General features: G+C 50.4%; 16 protein-coding genes. 13 read left to right on the top strand and 3 right to left on the bottom strand.

Translation table 11 applies throughout. The annotated features are described in order from the left end of the window. Window positions 1–67 precede the first annotated feature (67 nt). Window positions 68–1099: an MBL fold metallo-hydrolase gene (locus RB297_RS26040; RefSeq protein ID WP_096776941.1), complete on the top strand. Its 1032-nt coding sequence runs from the start codon at window positions 68–70 to the stop codon at window positions 1097–1099. 444 nt (window positions 1100–1543) lie between these two features. Next, window positions 1544–3169 (top strand): ABC-F family ATP-binding cassette domain-containing protein, encoded by a 1626-nt coding sequence (locus RB297_RS26035; RefSeq protein ID WP_090913202.1) that lies wholly within the window; start codon window positions 1544–1546, stop codon window positions 3167–3169. Between the two features lie 116 nt (window positions 3170–3285). Here the strand turns inward: RB297_RS26035 and RB297_RS26030 are convergent, their stop codons facing one another. Continuing rightward, window positions 3286–3474: a hypothetical protein gene (locus RB297_RS26030; protein WP_009594046.1), complete on the bottom strand. Its 189-nt coding sequence runs from the start codon at window positions 3472–3474 to the stop codon at window positions 3286–3288. A 222-nt stretch (window positions 3475–3696) separates the two neighbouring features. Between RB297_RS26030 and RB297_RS26025 the strand changes: the two genes are divergently transcribed. Next, window positions 3697–4572, top strand: coding sequence for a cation diffusion facilitator family transporter (locus RB297_RS26025; RefSeq protein ID WP_036663860.1), 876 nt, complete (start codon window positions 3697–3699; stop codon window positions 4570–4572). Window positions 4573–4680: 108 nt separating this feature from the next. Here the strand turns inward: RB297_RS26025 and RB297_RS26020 are convergent, their stop codons facing one another. Next, window positions 4681–5025: a hypothetical protein gene (locus tag RB297_RS26020; protein WP_096776943.1), complete on the bottom strand. Its 345-nt coding sequence runs from the start codon at window positions 5023–5025 to the stop codon at window positions 4681–4683. A gap of 187 nt (window positions 5026–5212) precedes the next feature. On the opposite strand from RB297_RS26020, the gene RB297_RS26015 reads away from it, so the two are divergent. From RB297_RS26015 to RB297_RS26005, 3 genes are all read left to right on the top strand, one after another. Further along, on the top strand, window positions 5213–5791 hold the full coding sequence (locus RB297_RS26015) for a hypothetical protein (protein ID WP_096776944.1): 579 nt from the start codon (window positions 5213–5215) through the stop codon (window positions 5789–5791). Between the two features lie 257 nt (window positions 5792–6048). Continuing rightward, window positions 6049–6498 carry a MarR family transcriptional regulator gene (locus RB297_RS26010; protein ID WP_096776945.1) on the top strand — a complete coding sequence of 150 codons (450 nt, stop codon included), beginning with the start codon at window positions 6049–6051 and terminating at the stop codon, window positions 6496–6498. 56 nt (window positions 6499–6554) lie between these two features. Continuing rightward, on the top strand, window positions 6555–8060 hold the full coding sequence (locus RB297_RS26005; protein WP_096776946.1) for a DHA2 family efflux MFS transporter permease subunit: 1506 nt from the start codon (window positions 6555–6557) through the stop codon (window positions 8058–8060). Window positions 8061–8183: 123 nt separating this feature from the next. Here RB297_RS26005 and RB297_RS26000 read toward each other — a convergent pair whose 3' ends face one another. Next, window positions 8184–8348 carry a DUF1328 domain-containing protein gene (locus RB297_RS26000; RefSeq protein ID WP_036663891.1) on the bottom strand — a complete coding sequence of 55 codons (165 nt, stop codon included), beginning with the start codon at window positions 8346–8348 and terminating at the stop codon, window positions 8184–8186. Window positions 8349–8626: 278 nt separating this feature from the next. Here RB297_RS26000 and RB297_RS25995 point away from each other — a divergent pair, with 278 nt between their 5' ends. The 7 genes from RB297_RS25995 (at window position 8627) to RB297_RS25965 (ending at window position 17883) form a co-directional block, all read left to right on the top strand. Continuing rightward, on the top strand, window positions 8627–9148 hold the full coding sequence (locus RB297_RS25995) for a DUF948 domain-containing protein (protein ID WP_036663863.1): 522 nt from the start codon (window positions 8627–8629) through the stop codon (window positions 9146–9148). Between the two features lie 56 nt (window positions 9149–9204). Next, on the top strand, window positions 9205–9738 hold the full coding sequence (locus tag RB297_RS25990; protein WP_096776947.1) for a hypothetical protein: 534 nt from the start codon (window positions 9205–9207) through the stop codon (window positions 9736–9738). A gap of 87 nt (window positions 9739–9825) precedes the next feature. Then, the gene (locus RB297_RS25985; RefSeq protein ID WP_009594092.1) at window positions 9826–10167 is read left to right on the top strand and encodes a YflT domain-containing protein; all 342 of its coding nucleotides are present in this window, start codon (window positions 9826–9828) and stop codon (window positions 10165–10167) included. Between the two features lie 251 nt (window positions 10168–10418). Then, entirely contained in the window at window positions 10419–11594 is a 1176-nt protein-coding gene (locus RB297_RS25980; protein ID WP_096776948.1) for a SpoIIE family protein phosphatase, read from the top strand. Continuing rightward, on the top strand, window positions 11591–15250 hold the full coding sequence (locus tag RB297_RS25975) for a response regulator (RefSeq protein WP_096776949.1): 3660 nt from the start codon (window positions 11591–11593) through the stop codon (window positions 15248–15250). Before RB297_RS25980 ends, RB297_RS25975 begins: the two co-directional genes overlap by 4 nt. 78 nt (window positions 15251–15328) lie before the next feature. Beyond that, entirely contained in the window at window positions 15329–16183 is an 855-nt protein-coding gene (locus RB297_RS25970) for a CheR family methyltransferase (RefSeq protein ID WP_374705909.1), read from the top strand. A 20-nt stretch (window positions 16184–16203) separates the two neighbouring features. Further along, window positions 16204–17883, top strand: coding sequence for a response regulator (locus RB297_RS25965; RefSeq protein ID WP_036663869.1), 1680 nt, complete (start codon window positions 16204–16206; stop codon window positions 17881–17883). The last annotated feature ends 25 nt before the right edge of the window (window positions 17884–17908 follow it).

Raw genomic sequence — 17908 nt, 5'->3', positions numbered from 1 at the left:
CAAAGCGCAAAGTTGAGCGGATAGCTCAATACGGGTAAAATACAGGGTAATGGAAGGAGGAGGCTGCATGCCAAGAATTCGCTATAACAATATCGATAACGTCAGCACGGACAAAACGCTTAAACAGTTCAAGCAGTGGCGCGACGAACGTCGTCAGAAGAAGAAGGATTATTCCTACTGCATTCCGAACCTGACGCCGGATCTTCAGTATTTGCATAGCAACCGGCACGAAACCTCCGTTACCTGGATCGGGCACGCCACGTTCTTCATTCAATACGAAGGCATGAATATTGTGACTGATCCCGTATGGGCGCGGAGAATGGGGTTTAATAAGCGCCTTGGGGAACCTGGACTTCCCATTCATGAGATCCCCCCGATCGATGTCATTTTGATATCGCATTCCCACTATGACCATATGCATGTTTCCTCGATCCGTAAGCTGTACCGTGCGGATACCACCATCATTGTACCGGTTGGTTTGCGTCGGAAAATGATCAATAAAGGCTTTCGCCGCGTGATCGAACTGCAGTGGTGGGAATCGGTCGCCATAAAAGGCGTGAAATTCTCCTTCGTGCCGACACAGCATTGGACGCGGCGGACACCGTTTGATACGAATACGTCCCATTGGGGAGGATTCGTGATGGAGCCCGTGCTGCAGGATGGAAAGACGGATTCGAGTTCTTCCGATGAATCGCCATGCAATAACGAACCCGTCGCAGAGGACGGTACCCGACTGCTTCCGCCGAATTTGTATTTTGCCGGAGACAGCGGTTATTTCGAGGGTTTTAAGCTGATCGGCGAACGGTTCAACATTCACCTCGCTTTAATGCCGATCGGGGCATACGAGCCGGAGTGGTTCATGACGTCGCAGCACGTCAATCCGGAAGAGGCGCTGCAGGCGTTTCAGGACGTGAAGGCGGAGACGATGATTCCGATGCATTACGGGACCTTCAAGCTGGCCGATGATACGGCCAGGGAAGCGCTGGACCGGATGGAAGCGGAACGAAAGCGGCTCGGTATTGCCAAGGAGCGGATTCGCGTCTTGAAGTACGGGGAAACCTTCAAGGTTCAGCCGGAACGAAGAAGCGTGACTTCGTAACGGAAACCCAAGAAGCGATTCCGATCGGCATACACACTACAGACTGCCTAAAAAGGCCCGAAAGGTCGTATAACCTTTCGGGCCCATTTATTAGCTGCTTCTAATCGTCATCGTTTTGGGCCAAATGCCGACCGCTCTTGCGGCAGCAGCGTTTTTTTTGCCAACTGCACGGGATCGTCAAATCGATTCCCGGTGAAGTCTATGGTAAGGCAGCGGATCCGGTCCGACTGGTTTCTTCTAATTAATAGAAACGCCTCGGTTCTATGAAACTTGGAAAAAAGCAATCTTTGATCGTCGGCCTCCTGTGGCTGGTCAGCATGAAATGGCCCATGCAGGAGGTTTTATTTGTTTAAAACCGTTTTATATCGTCCAGAAGCTTCGATAACCGCCGTACTTATGCTATAATGTGCTGAAACCAATAGTGATAAAGGATGGTAATGCTTAATGATCAGTACAAGCGGCGTAACGCTCCGCTATGGCAAACGAGCACTATTTGAAGATGTCAATATAAAATTCACCCCGGGCAACTGCTACGGCCTCATCGGCGCTAACGGGGCGGGTAAGTCTACATTTCTAAAAATCCTCTCCGGCGAGATCGAACCGAACTCAGGCGAGGTTCATATGACTCCCAACGAACGGATGGCGGTTCTGAAGCAGAACCACTATGAATATGACCAGTATCCGGTTCTGGAGACGGTCATCATGGGTCATGCCAGACTGTATACCATCATGAAAGAGAAGGATGCGCTGTATGCAAAAGCCGACTTCTCCGAAGAAGACGGCATGCGTGCGGGTGAGCTGGAAGGCGAATTCGCCGAGCTGAACGGATGGGATGCCGAGCCGGATGCGGCTGCGCTCCTGATCGGCCTCGGCATTCCACGCGAGCTGCACGACAAGAAAATGTCGGAGCTGAGCGGCAACGAGAAGGTCCGCGTTCTCTTGGCCCAAGCATTGTTCGGCCGGCCGCATAACCTGCTGCTCGATGAGCCTACCAACCATTTGGACCTCGAATCGATTCAGTGGCTCGAGAACTTTCTGATGGATTATGAAGGCACCGTTATCGTGGTATCCCATGACCGTCACTTCCTGAACAAGGTATGTACGCATATTGCGGATATCGATTTCGGTAAAATCCAGCTGTATGTCGGCAACTACGACTTCTGGTATGAATCCAGCCAGCTGGCCCTCGCGCTCCAGCGCGAATCCAACAAGAAGAAGGAAGAGAAGATCAAGGAGCTTCAAGCCTTCATTCAGCGCTTCTCCGCGAATGCTTCGAAATCGAAGCAAGCGACATCCCGGAAGAAGCAGCTCGATAAAATTACGCTGGACGATATCCGTCCATCCAACCGTAAATATCCGTTCCTCAACTTCAAGCCTGAACGCGAAGCCGGCAAACAATTGCTGACCGTGGACAGCTTGACGAAGAGCGTGGAAGGCGAGAAAGTGCTGGACAACGTGAGTTTTGTCGTGAATAAAGGTGACAAAATTGCGTTTGTCGGGCCAAACGGCTTGCCGAAAACGACCTTGTTCCAGGTCATCACCGGCGAAACCGAAGCGGAAGCCGGCGAATACAGTTGGGGCGTAACCACGACCCAAGCATATTTCCCGAAAGACAATTCGGCTTATTTCGACGGAGTCGACCTGAATCTCGTGGAATGGCTGCGCCAATATTCCAAGGATCAGGACGAAACGTTCCTGCGCGGATTCCTTGGCCGCATGCTGTTCTCGGGCGAGGAAGCGCTGAAGAAAGCGAGCGTATTGTCCGGAGGCGAGAAGGTTCGCTGCATGCTGGCCAAAATGATGCTGAACGGCGCGAACGTGCTGATCTTCGATGAGCCGACGAACCACTTGGATCTGGAGTCCATCACGGCGCTCAACAACGGCTTGATCGATTTCGACGGAACGATTCTGTTCACCTCGCATGACCATCAGTTCATTCAGACGATTGCCAACCGGATTATCGAGATTACGCCTAACGGCATCATCGACCGCAGCATGAGTTATGACGAGTATCTGGAGAGTGAAGAGATCAAGGGGCTTCGCGAAAGCATGTACCCGGTTGAAGTTTAAAAATTAAGCGGCGGGATGATGGCGATAAGCTGTCATCCCGCCTTTTCATTAAAAATGCTGCACCTCCCGGGTATGGGAGATGCAGCATTTTTTGGCGTGCGGTACGGATCGGCTCTTTACGAACCGCCGGTACGACGACGCTGGTTGTTTGGCTTTTTGTTGTTTTGGCTTTTCATTTTTTGCGCTGAACCGGCTTGGAATTGTCCCGGCTTGTTCGCGGATGTATTTTGCTGTTTCTTTTGTTCCAGCTTTTGCTTGATCGCATCAGCCAAATTCACTTTGCGTGGCTCATTATTCTCGGGCATAGAAATCACCCTCCTCTTCGTGTTCGCTTGTCCTCATTTTATTCGTTTTTAAATCGTCCGGCAAGGGTAACAATGATTAATACCATTTTCTACGTCCATGGTTCTTTGACCGAAGCAATTATGTTTCTCTAGACCCACACGAAAGACCTTTGCTAGGATTAAATATGGATAATGATGGATATCGCTTGAAGTCTGCACGGAGCAAGCAAAGGAGAGACGCGTATAGTGAATGCCTATGATAACATCAAACAAGGGGAGCGAGGGGCCTGGATCAGCATTGCGGCCTACCTCGTATTGTCATCGTTTAAAATATTCTGCGGATACTTGTTTGCATCCAGTGCTTTGCTCGCCGACGGTTTCAACAACCTGACGGATATCGTGGCATCGCTCGCCGTATTGATCGGGCTGCGGATTTCCCAGAAGCCGCCGGATTCCGATCATGCGTACGGACACTTGAGGGCGGAGACGATCGCGGCGCTGGTGGCCTCCTTCATCATGGCGGTCGTGGGCATCCAAGTGCTGGTTGAAGCCGTCCGTTCTTTTTTTGAAGGCTCCAAGGAAGTGCCGAATTTATGGTCTGCCGGCGTAGCCGGCATCTGTGCCGTTGCGATGCTGGGCGTATATCGTTACAATCGGAACCTTGCGCGGCGCATCGATAACCAGGCGCTGATGGCAGCGGCCAAGGATAACTTGTCCGATGCGCTCGTCAGCGTTGGGGCCGCTGTCGGCATCATCGGCGCACAATTCGGCCTGCCCTGGCTGGATACCGTGGCGGCCGTAGCGGTTGGCGTCATTATTTGCAAAACGGCTTGGGAAATATTCAGGGATTGTACCTATAGCCTCACCGACGGCTTTGATGAAAACCGTTTGTCGGATTTGCGCAGCACGATTGCCCGTACGCCCGGTGTCGAGGGAATCAAGGATATGAAAGCCCGAATCCACGGCAATCATGTATTGGTGGACGTCGTCATCGAGGTAGACCCGGATATCAGCGTTTTGGAGGGGCATCAGATCAGTGACCGAATCGAAGAGCAGATGGAGAAGATTCATAATATTATGAGCGTCCATATTCATGTGGAGCCTAAGGGATCCTCCTAAGGGATACCGAATGTGCAGGTATACAAATGGCAGGCCAAGATTCTCTTGACCTGCCATTTAACATGCCGGGGTGCATGAAGGATCATGAAGCCCGATAGCCATACACGATTACTCTACATAAATCCAAGCTTTACCGAGCCATGTATATACTTCAACCCATTCCCCGCCAAGCATGACATCGTAACGATTGCCGGTGGTGTCGAGCTTTTGCGGAGCCAAGGCACCAAGCTTTTCGCCGTTTGGAGCGTTGTAGAAGTAAGTTTTGCTTGTAAGCTCAATCATCGGCGTCGGTACGATCACGACTTCTTCAGGCTTGATGAGCGGGTCTTCCACCGAGATCGGAGCCGGTCCTGAAGTGTTGGATACCGTACCGTTAATCGGATCCGCGCTTGCTACGGCGGTTAGGGACAGGGTGAGTGCTAGGGCTGCAGTAATGCTTAGCGTTTTTTTCATGGAATGATTCCTCCTTGGGACCGAAGTAGTATTTGACAATATCGTAATAACCACCATTTGGATGTTTTGAACCAAGAAAGTTGGGTACAATTCTCAAATCGTGACAAGTTTCCAGGATTCCTATATACTTTGGGGATGGGAAAAGCCCTGCTCCAGCAGGGAAATCCTTTGGGAGGAGGATCTTTGGATGGTACGCCGAAAGAAACGAACCGGGCGATTCCTATTGGGAATACTTGTCTTGTTGCTTGTGATCATCGGTGCGGCAGTCTGGTTTGTTTATCCTACGCAATCCCTGGACATGCGCTATCGATCCGTTGATTTCAAGGACAAATTGATGACCATGGTGTCGAACCGGGATACCCGCATGAAACTAAGCACGGAGGAAGTCGGGGAACTCAGCAAGAAGAACATGGTAAAATATATGAGCACGCATGACCTTGGCGTCGATATAACCGGTGCCGATTTCGTAATGAACGGTACCACCATGACCGCCCGCATGAACGGAAAATGGGGCGTATTGCCGTTTGGAGCCGTCCTGCGCTTCCAGATGTCAGCCGAGGGAAGCTATCTTCACCTGACGCATGAATCGACAACGATTCGTGGCGTTGAAATTCCGCTGAATGTGTTCCGGCTTGACCCCATTCAAATTTCGCTGAAGGACTATTTGCCGGATTTGGTAACCGTGAAGAATGTTAAGTTTCTGTCCGATGGCCTGGAATTGAACTTTACGATGGATTGGATGTCGATTCCTTCGTTGTTTAAGTAAAGCAAGAGAATCGGCTAAAGACTCAGACAAGGAAACGATGTCTGGGTCTTTTTTGCATTTTCTTTCATGATAAAGCATTATTTTCAGAAAATAATTATGGAAAAAATATATATGTAAACATTGACACTGAAATGATCCCCTACTATAATCAGTAAATGTTTAGAAATAAATGTTTTAGTACTAAAGTATTTAGAGGCGAAGGAGAGGGTGTCTCTATTGAAGGAGTGCTGGACCATTAAAGGAGTGTAAAAAAATACATGTCCATGCGGAATGAAATTCTGGAGTTGGAGATGCTATTTAAGAAGATGCTTCGGACTGTGCAGAATGAATGGCAGAAGGAGGGGTTCCCTAAGCTGGGGAGAACTCAGTACACCGCCTTGGAGAAGCTCCACGAACAGGGTGCTTTGAGATTGTCTGACTTGGCGGATTCCATTCATGTGACGTGCGGCGCGGTCACGGGCATATCCGATAAATTGATCGAAGGCGGATTCGCGCGCCGCGTAAGGGATACAACCGACCGCAGGGTCATCCATCTGGAGATTACGCCGCTCGGGCGGGAGCTGATCGAGCAGTTGGCCAATAAACGCGCCGAACTGAGCGATTTGTTATATGGTTTTCTAACAGATGAAGAGGTTAGGCAGTTGAGTTCCCTGTACCGCAAAATTTTGACGAATGTTGAGTATATCCAAGGTCAGCTGTCCACATAGAACAAACATGCTATTGATATGAACGAACTTACTTAGAAAGAGAGTGAAAGCTTCCGATGAATACCCATACTGCTGCTCGCCCCGGCGAGCCTGTCAAGAAAGGCCCCATCATTGCCGCATTAATGATTGGCGCTTTTGTCGCCATTCTTAACCAGACTTTGATGAATGTTGCTCTGCCGAGCATCATGGAAAATTTAAGCATCAAACCGACGGTAGCCCAGTGGCTGACCACAGGCTTTATGCTGGTGAACGGAGTGCTGATTCCCGTTACCGCCTACCTGATAGCGCGATTCTCGACCAGGCAGCTGTTCATCAGCGCCATGACGCTGTTTACGATCGGCACCTTGCTGTGTGCCATCAGCCCTAACTTCGCATTCCTTCTAACCGGACGCCTCGTTCAGGCAGCGGGTGCAGGAATTCTCATGCCGCTTATGACCGTCGTATTTCTGAACATTTTCCCTATCGAGAACCGCGGTAAAGCCATGGGCATGATGGGGATCGCCATGATCTTTGCTCCTGCGATCGGTCCTACGCTTTCCGGATATATCGTGGAGCATTACGATTGGCGGGTGCTGTTCTACATGATCCTGCCTTTCTCCGTTATCGCTACGTTAATCGGGGTCTTCTTCCTTAAAAACGTGACCGAGGTCAGCCGGCCCAAGCTGGACATGATCGCTGTCATTTTGTCGACGCTCGGCTTCGGCGGCTTGCTCTACGGCTTCAGTGACGCCGGGAACGACGGCTGGTCCAGCACGCCGGTCGTGACGACCCTTGCGGTCGGCACGGTTGCCCTCATCCTGTTTGTATGGCGGGAAATGAAGGCTGACAATCCGATGCTGGAATTCCGTATATTTAAGTACAACATGTTTACGTTAACGACCTTGATCAATGTCATCGTCACGATGGCGATGTATGCCGGGATGATCCTGCTGCCGATTTATCTGCAGCAGATTCGCGGGTTTACGCCGGTGGAATCCGGTCTGCTCATGCTTCCCGGCGCGATTCTGATGGGGATTATGTCACCCATCACGGGCGCGATATTCGATAAGGTTGGCGCAAGATGGCTGGCTGTTATCGGTCTGGCGATTACGGTCATTACGACATGGGAGTTCAGTAATCTGACCGAAACGATGTCTTACGGCCAGATCATGATTATCTATACGGCCCGCATGTTCGGTATGTCGATGCTCATGATGCCGATTCAGACCGCGGGACTGAATCAGCTGCCGCGGAGCTTGAACGCCCATGGTACGGCCATGTCGAATACACTCCGCATGGTTTCCGGCTCGATCGGAACCGCGATTCTCGTTACCGTCATGTCCACCCAGGCGGAGAGCCGAGGAGAAGCCTTGATGCAGTCGGGCCTGTTTGATCCGAAGAATCAGGCCGACCTGCTTAAGCTGGGCAACGAAGCAACGATTTATGGCATTAACTATGCCTTTGTTATTGCCACCTGGATCAGCGTGGTTTCCTTGATTCTGGCTTTCTTCATCAAGAAGACGAAGCCGGCGGAAGAGCCGAAGGCAGCCGGAAGCCGGGAGGCTGCAGCAACGAACGCTTAATCCGCCTCAAATTCAAGCACGCCACAAAAAAGGGTGTCCCATCCGTTTAACAACGGAGGGACACCCTTTTTCACGTTCCTATGTGTATATTCAATGCACGGGCTTTAACAACATGTGACGCCGTCACATACTTCGTCTGCGTCCGGTAAAGAGAGAGATCACAAACAGGACAACGAAGACGAAGAACAGAACCTTCGCGATACTGGCTGCAGCCTCAACGATGCCGAAGAAGCCGAAGATCCCTGCAATCAGTGCAACCACCAGAAAAATTACGGACCATTTTAACATCATATTCACCCTGCTTTCTTCATCGATTTTATTGGATATATGGCATGTCATCGCATGCTGCTCCAAGTAAGGAGCTCTTATCCAATTTGAAGATCGGTAGGGGCCATCGGCGTTGCCGCAGCGCCCTTCGTAGTGTTCTTTAACCGGGGCGGCAGGGGATGAAACAAGCTGGAGAACAGTGGCATGGATGGCAAGGAACCCTTTGTTTCGTGAGGTGGGGGATAGGGTAACTATTGCGTATCCGAAACCAAACATAACTTGAAAGCGAGGGACAACGTATGCTAACTCAAATCAGTGTTGCCATTATTGCCGTGGCATTTGCGGTTCTCGTATTCTTCTTGATCAAGACATTGAAGGCGGCCACGCAATCGCTCGAAAAGGTAACACAAACGCTTCAGGAAGTACAAAAGACGGTCGACGAATTGAGTTATGAAGTGAAGCAGACCATTCGAAATACGAACGATATTACGGTGGATGTTCAGCATAAGATGAAACAAATTGATCCGGTTATGGATACCGTCAAAAACCTGGGAGAAGCTTTAAGCGAAGTCACTTATGCGGTGAAGCAAATATCCGCCGGCATGGTTAGCCGCTTTAAGCAATCCCGGATAGAGCAGAAGAAAGAGCAGCCCGCCCGCATGGAAGTGCCTTTGACGGCACAAGATCGCACGTTCCAGTCGTATGACGCCGTCTATCAGAAGACGGAAGCGGAAGAAAAGTCCCGCAGCCGGAACTGGCTGTCCTACGTGGACACGGCAGTTGGCCTGTGGAACAGTTTCCGTCGTCAAAAAGCCAGATAACAGGTTTAAGCCAAGCCAGGGTATAACACGGCAAGATGATGAAAGGAGGAGGTCGCATGTGGAATGTCGCACTGTTGATGGTCGGGCTCATGGTTTACTCCGGAGGTGGGGGTGCTGCGGCAGCGCAGCAGCCTGCTGCCGAGATATGGCAAGCGCCTGTAGTTCATGCCGCTGCGGATGTTGGACAAGCACACACCGGCGACAACTCTTCAGAGGGCTACGGGACGTTAAACGGGATATCGCTTGCGGATACCAAGCGTGATATCGTCCGCAAGCTGGGAACGCCTGCACGAATCGAGCAGGACGGGCTGAGCGGAACCACTAAGCTTCTTTATAAAAATATGGAAGTTGGAGTCCGCAACGGCTACACGGAATATGTTCATGTCAAGCCCTCTGCCGAGTCCTTTCAGGTTGAAGGCCAGCATATAGGCATGTCAACCGATCATGTCCGGTCATCCCTGGGTAAGCCGTATTTTAAGGCGGAGGACGGAGATGTATACCTTGAGAACCATCATGCGCTTAAGGTATACATTGACCGGGATACCGGTGAAATCGAAGGCGTCGATTTATTTTTCGATTATAGTGAATAAATTTGTTTCAACCTTGAGAATTACGGTTAATAACCAATGGACTATAACCTAAATTGAGGTTTAACACTATTAGGGGAGGTTTTCACAATGGAATTCACCAATACGAAGTCATATGCCAAAGTCGTGGAAAACGGGACGCAAGCGGTTCAGGAGGTTCAGAATCTACGGCAGTCCGGTTACGATCTGGATCACATTTATGTATTGGCCCATGATTCGGACAAGACGAGCCGGATTGTGGAAGCAGCCGATGCCAATAATGTAGGCATTAAGGAAGAAGGCGTGTTTGATGCCCTGGCGAATCTGTTCCGGTCCCGCGGGGATGAGCTGCGTGCCAAAATCGTATCGCTTGGCTTTACCGAAGCCGAGGCGGGATTTTACGAGAAACAATTGGACCTTGGCAAAGTGCTCGTGATAGCTAAGAAGGATTGAGGAAGCATTGAACGTTCAGCCTGGCGCTGATTCGACATAGGAGTTATAGGACTTAAAACATAGATAAGGAATGAGACTATTGACGTCTCATTCCTTATCTATGTTTTAAAAGAATGTTCCATATATCTATTAAAAGTGGAAGATTCAAGCTTGAGAACCTTTTTCTATGGCAAATGATCAAAGGGTTATTATAGTATAATAGTAGGAAAAGGATTTCTGCCGCATAAGCCGTAACGTTAAAGGAGAGGGCAATGAGAATATTAATCGTAGATGACAATCCGACTAACGTCATTATTATTCGAGAAATCTTGAAGAAGGAAAATTATCAAAATACACTATCTGCATCTTCGGCCCTGGAAATGCTGGAACACCTGGGGATCGGCGATCGCAGCCATGATCCGAAACCCCGTAGGGCGGATATCGATTTGGTGCTGCTCGATATGATGATGCCTGAGATGGATGGAATAGAAGCTTGCCGTATTGTTCAGCAATACGAGCATTTGAAAGATATACCGATCATTATGGTCACCGCCGTCGGAGATTCGAAGAAGCTGGCGGAAGCGCTGGATGCCGGTGCCGTCGATTACGTCACGAAACCGATCAACAAGGTGGAGCTGATGGCGCGGATACGCCTCGCGCTTCGGTTGAAGCATGAGAAAGACTGGCATATTGAAAGGGAACAGCGGGTCCAGGCGGAATTGAAGCTTGCGGCCATGGTTCAGAATGCCGTGTTAAGCTCACCCATCGAAGATGAACAGCTGGAGATTCATGCGCTGTACCAGCCCTCGGCAGAGCTTGCGGGAGATTTGTATGCATGGTTTCCGCTAGGCGACGGACGTTATGGCGTGATTCTGCTGGATATGATGGGACACGGGATTACTTCGTCCCTGTTTTGCATGTTCATCGCTTCGGTGCTGAAGGATACGGTGACGACTTATGTCGAACCGGAGAAGGTGGTTCAAGAATTGAATCGCAGATTCAATCAGTTGAACCTGGGCGAACAGCTGATTCAGTACTATTTTACGGCCATCTATCTTGTCGTGGACACTCGTTTGAAGCGGGTGGACTATGTCAACGCTGGACATCCCCCGGCTCTGTTCTTCAAGGAGGACGGCGAGGTCATGACGCTGGATCAAGGCTGCTGCCCGGTTGGCTTGTTCGACCGGATCGAGGACATGGAGCCACGAAGCTTTCATTATGAAGGCGAAGGTCATTTGGTTATGTATACGGATGGCTTGCTCGAACTGGTAGAGGGCGGACATGACGAGAAGCTGGATCACCTGAAGACGCATCTGGGTGGCCCTCACCATTGGAGAGAGGACGAAATGAAGGAACAGTATTTTGTGGATGATCCATCGCAGGAGCGAGAGGACGATAAATGCCTGGTTTGGATATCTCTTAAAAAAGGAGAGGGAACCCATCAATGAAGCTTAAGAGCAAGTTAGTCATTGGTTTTACAACATTACTGGCGCTTATGCTGGTTTTAACCCTGATCGGGTACGACCGGATCAGTTATATGAACAACCAGATGGACCAGATCTTCCAGGAGCGATACCAGAAGGTGCGAAACTCCAGCGGCATGCGCGGAGAAGTCAACAATATGGCGCGAGAGCTTACGAATATGATCCTGAGCAACGATCCGTCTACGTATGCGGTGTCCAAACAGGAAATCGAGACGATGACGGCACAGGCGGAGGAGTATTTCAAGGCCATCAAGGAAAGCGTAAATACCGCAGAGGAACAGCAATTGCTGGTCCGGATCGAGCGTGCGGGTAACGAATATATCGTGTATCAGAACAAGACGCTGGAACTGCTCTCTACCAGCGACGCAGATGGGGCCAACGCACTCCGTAATTCCACCGGGCAAGCGGTTCAGGATGAGATTCTGATGAGCCTGAACGAGCTTAGCAGCTACGAGAATCAGAAGATCAACGATGATATAGCCGCAGCGCAAGCCGCTTACGACCGCTCCGTGCAAATATTCATCTACATCATGGCCGGCGGGCTTCTTATCGGAATGCTGGTCATTCTATGGATTCTCCCAAGCATAACCCGGGGCATCAACGTGGTTTCCATGATGCTGAAGAGCTTCGGCGAAGGCAGGCTGAAGGCCATCCGCCGTATCAAGGTTACGTCCAAGGACGAGTTTGGGGACGTAGCTCGAGTATTCAAAGACTTGTCCGAAGACATCATCGAGAAGCAGCGCATCGAGGAGACTTATCTCCAGGCGCAGCGTGATCAATCCTGGCTGAACTCGAATATGGCCAGAGTCACCGAGCTGCTGGAAGGAATCAATTCCCTGGAAGAGGTCGGCCAGCGATTTATCAGCGAATTCACGCCGATCTTGGGAGCTCATTACGGAGCCATCTATATCCGTCAGGAAGACAAACATCCGAACAAATTGGAGATGAAGGGCTCCTATGCCCATGAAGGCGGAGAAGAGCCGAAGGTTGCGTTCATGATCGGGGAAGGGCTTGTAGGCCAGGCGGCGCTCGATAAGAAGCCGGTCGTCCTGAAAGGCGCTCCTGAGGACTATATGAAGGTGGAATCCGCGTGGGGTTCATCCAAGCCGGTGTCTATCATGATCTACCCGATTCTGTTCGAGAATGAAGTGCTGGGCGTCGTCGAGTTGGCTTCGTTCGAGGAAACGACATCTTTGCAGGAGCAGCTGATGTCTCAGCTAAGCCAGTCCCTCGGCATCATTCTGAACAACATCACAGGCCGACTGCGGGTCGAGCAGCTGCTGCGCGAATCCCAGGCCATGACCGAAGAGCTTCAGGTTCAATCGGAAGAGCTCCAGACGCAGCAGGAAGAGCTTCGCCGTACCAACGAGAATCTGGAGGAGCAGACCAATGCCCTCAAGCGTTCCGAGGACCTGCTGCAGCGCCAGCAGGAAGAGCTGGAGCACTACAATACCGAGCTTGTTGCCAAGACGCGTGCGCTTGAGGAACAAGTGCAGGAAGTGGAAGAGAAGAACGATGAAATCGAGAAGGCGCGAGTACAGCTCGAGCAGCAAGCGAAGCAGCTCTCGATTACAACCAAATACAAGTCGGAGTTCATGGCGAACATGTCCCACGAGCTGCGCACCCCTCTTAACAGCCTGCTGATATTGTCGCAGCTGCTGTCTGAGAACAAGGATGGGAACCTAAGCTCCAAGCAGATTGAATATGCACAGACGATTTACATGTCGGGCTCCGACCTGCTCAAAATGATTGATGAAATTCTCGACTTATCGAAAGTGGACGCCGGGAAAATGGAAATTAACTATGAAGACGTCCAGCTTCCGGATATCGAAGCCTTCGTGGAGCAGAATTTCGCCGCGGTGGCATCGCGCAAGCATATTAATTTGGGCGTGCATATTGAAGAGGATATCCCGCAAAGCATCGTGACGGACAGTCATCGCGTGAAGCAAATTCTGCGCAACCTGTTATCGAATGCTTTCAAGTTTACGAATAGCGGCTCTGTCGAGCTGCAGGTGGAGAAGGCCGACAAGGACAAGCTTCCGGTTTACCTAAATGCCGAATCGGACTATGTGGCCTTCGCTGTCAAAGATACCGGAATCGGCATTCCGGCAGACAAAACGGATCTGATCTTTGAAGCCTTCCAGCAGGTGGACGGTACCACTAGCCGCAAATACGGCGGGACCGGGCTTGGCCTTTCCATCAGCCGCGAGCTATCCCGCCTGTTGGGCGGGGGGATTACGGTTGAATCGGAGGAAGGCAAAGGAAGCTGCTTCACCCTCTTCCTGCCGGCAAGCCATCCAGAAGTGGCAGACGGTGCGAAGGAAGCGGCCGCAGCGATGGAGGCACCGCCGGAGAGCGCTCTGATCGTACCGAAAGCCAAGATGGTTACGAAAGAGGTTCAGCCTGCCATACAGGTAGACGATGATCGCAACCAGCTCGGGCCGACGGATAAAGTGCTGCTCATCATTGAGGATGACGTGAAGTTTGCCAGAATCCTGCTCGATATGGCCAGAGGCCGCGGCTTCAAGGCTTTGGTCGCACTGCAGGGTGACATCGGACTGGAGATGGCCAAGTCGTACAGACCGGATGCCATCATTCTGGATATCCAGCTCCCGGTAATCGACGGCTGGTCCGTCATGGGCGAGCTGAAGAGCTCTGCGGTTACCCGCCATATTCCGGTGCATGTCATCTCCGTTGTGGATGAAGTGAAGCAAGGCTTAATGATGGGAGCGATCGCTTACCTGAAGAAACCTTCAAGCCGGGAAGCGCTGGAGGACGCGTTTACGCATATCCAATCCTATGCGGAAAAATCGATGAAACATCTCTTGATTGTCGAGGATGACGATATTCAGCGGAATTCCATTATCGAATTGATCGGCCATGACGATGTGTCGATTACGGCGGCATCCACAGGCGCCGAGGCGCTCAGCGAGCTGCGTAAGCAGCGCTATGATTGCATGGTGCTTGATCTGATGCTGACGGATATGACAGGCTTTGAACTGCTTGACCAGATTCGCGATGACGAGAACCTGGTGGATCTGCCTATTATTATTTACACCGGCAAGGATTTGGATTCGAAGGAAGAGATGCAGCTTCGCAAATATGCGGAGTCGATCATCATTAAGGACGTGAAGTCCCCGGAACGGCTTTTGGATGAAACGACGCTGTTCCTGCATCGGGTTGAGGCCGATTTGCCGGAGGACAAACGTAAAATTCTGCAGAAGCTGCACAACAAGGAAGAACTGTTTGAAGGTAAGAAAATTCTGCTTGTGGATGACGATATCCGCAACGTGTTTGCCCTCTCCAGCGTGCTGGAGGGATACAATATGGAAGTGACCTTTGCCGAGAACGGCCGGGAAGCGATCGAGCTCCTTCAGCAGAATCCGGATTTCGATCTGGTGTTAATGGATATGATGATGCCGGAGATGGACGGTTATGAGGCGATGCGCCGTTTACGCGAAATGCCGGAATTCGACAAATTGCCGATTATTGCCCTGACGGCCAAAGCCATGAAAGAGGACCGCGCGAAATGCATTGAAGCGGGTGCTTCCGATTATATGAAGAAGCCGATTCAGACAGAGCAACTTCTTTCCCTAATGAGGGTTTGGTTGTATTCGTAAGCCGCTTTTGTGGGTAAAGTACAAGTAGCAAATAAACACTCGGAAAGCGGTGCAAGCGTAATGTCATCTAGTGACCATATGGAATCAGAACAACTGTTGTTGACAGAGAATAGCGAGCGTGAACTGGAACAGATCGAGATCGAACTTCTTTTGGATGGCATTCATCGATTCTATGGTTACGATTTTCGAAATTACGCCATTCCTTCGTTGAGGCGGAGAATCTGGCATCATGTTCATGCAGAGGGTGTTTCCACGATTTCTGCCCTCCAAGACAAAGTACTGCACGATCGTTCATGTTTTGAGCGGCTCATATATAATTTGTCGATTCCTGTTACGGAAATGTTCAGGGATCCGACACTATTCTTGACATTCAGGCAGTCGGTGGTTCCATTGCTTCGTACGTATCCGTATATACGGATTTGGCATGCAGGCTGCTCAACCGGAGAAGAAGTGTATTCCATGGCCATTTTGCTTCATGAAGAGGGACTGTATGAAAAATCCCGGATTTATGCGACGGACATGAATTCGCGTTCGCTCCAGCAGGCCAAGGAAGGCGTATTCGACATCAAACGCATGAAGCAATATACGAAGAATTACTTGGAGGCGGGCGGTACCCGCTCGTTCTCCGAATACTATACCGCGAAGTACAACTCGGTTATTTTTCAGCCGTTCTTGAAGAAAAACATGATATTTGCCGAGCACAATTTGGCAACGGACCGTTCCTTTAACGAGTTTAACGTGATTTTTTGCCGGAATGTCATGATCTATTTTAATGACCAGCTGCGGGATCACGTGCACGGATTGTTTCACGAGAGTCTAAGCCATTTCGGTATTCTCGTCCTGGGCGCCAAAGAGTCCATACACTTTACGAATTATAGCGAAGCTTATGAGACATTGGACCGCGTCGAGAAAATCTATCGAAAGATTAAATAGAAGTTTTGTAGGAGGATCTCATGGGGTTTCACGAACCGATTCATATTCTGTTGGTAGATGACCGCCCTGAAAACTTACTTGCACTCGAAGCTGTTCTGGACAGCGAACAATACACGCTCATTAAAGCTACTTCAGGCGAAGAGGCTTTGCGATATCTCTTGAAGTATGATTTTGCCGTGATTGTTCTCGATGTCCAAATGCCCGGCATGGACGGCATTGAAACGGCAAGGCTGATCAAGGCGAGAGACAAGACAAAGGATATTCCGATAATATTCATTTCCGCAAACAGCAAGGACGCGGAGCATCTTTTTGCGGGATACTCCGCCGGTGCAATCGACTATATGGTTAAACCCTTCATCCCTCAAATCTTGAAATCCAAGATCGAGGGTTTTGTCGATATGTATCGGACCAATAACAGGCTGAAGATCCAGTCCGCGCAATTGCACCAGAAGACTCAGGAACTGGAAAAGATTAATCAAGAGCTAGTGCTGGCCAAGGAAGAAGCCGAGATTGCCGCCAAAGCCAAAACCGAGTTTCTGGCGATGATGAGTCATGAGATCCGAACGCCGATGAATGGCGTTATCGGGATGATTGATTTGCTGATGGACAGCGAGCTTCAGGATGAACAGCGTGAATATGCCACGATTATCCGCAACAGTGCGGATGCCTTGGTTAACATCATTAATGACATTCTGGATTTCTCCAAGATGGAATCCGGCAAAATGGAGCTGGAGGAATATCCGTTTGATCTTAAGTCCTGCGTTCAGGAAGTGTTCGGTTTGTTCTCCGGAGAAGCCTCCAAGAAAAACCTGGAGCTTACGTATTATATCGAGGATCAAATCCCTTCGATGGTATTCGGCGATATGGGGCGCCTGCGTCAAGTGTTGGTGAATTTGGTATCCAATGCCGTGAAATTTACGAATGAGGGCGGCGTGTATTTGGTTGTTTCGCTTGCCAAGGCTGAAGAGAATCGGTTAACGCTTGAATTCACGGTAAAAGATACGGGAATCGGTATCTCATCGAAGAAGCTTGACCGGCTGTTCAAGCCGTTCTCTCAACTGGATTCCTCGATGACCAGACGCTACGGCGGAACAGGTCTGGGGCTAGCGATCTGTAAATCGCTTGTGCAGATGATGGGCGGAGAGATCGAGGTTGACTCCAAGGAAGGGGAGGGAGCCACCTTCGTATTCACGATCTGCGTTCACACGCATGAGGAGGAGCATCCTCGGCTACGGGAAGAGGAACATTCGGACAAATATCGGGTGCACGGGGGAAGACAGCCGAACATTCTGATCGTGGACGACCATCCGATTAATCGAAAGCTGATGGAGAGCATGCTTGAAAAGATGGGAATGATTGCGGATATGGCCGAAGACGGCAGGCAGGCCGTTGAGATGGCTGCCGGGCCTAAAGCTTACGACATGATCTTTATGGATTTGCAAATGCCGGTCATGGACGGTTTGGAGGCCGCTCGCCTCATCCGCCAGATGAAGCCGGAAGCGGACGCTCCCGTACTCGTTGCGATGACAGCCAATGTCATGGACGGGATTCAGAAGCGCTGCTTTGATGCCGGCATGAATGAATATATCAGCAAACCGGTCAAAATCAGCTGTGTAAAGCACCTGATATCCCGTTATATGCCGGTAGAGCCGGACGGATGGGACATCAGCCCAAGCCAAGTTCGAATCATCAACGGCTAGTGAATGAATCGTTTTCCATATATTA

Origin of the sequence: Paenibacillus sp. CR_12, from assembly GCF_041953985.1 — a bacterium.
In the GTDB taxonomy this organism is placed as follows: Bacteria; Bacillota; Bacilli; order Paenibacillales; family Paenibacillaceae; genus Paenibacillus_AQ; species Paenibacillus_AQ lautus_A.
The sequence above is the reverse complement of the archived record's forward strand: the minus strand, read 5'-3'. Positions and strand labels throughout refer to the sequence as shown.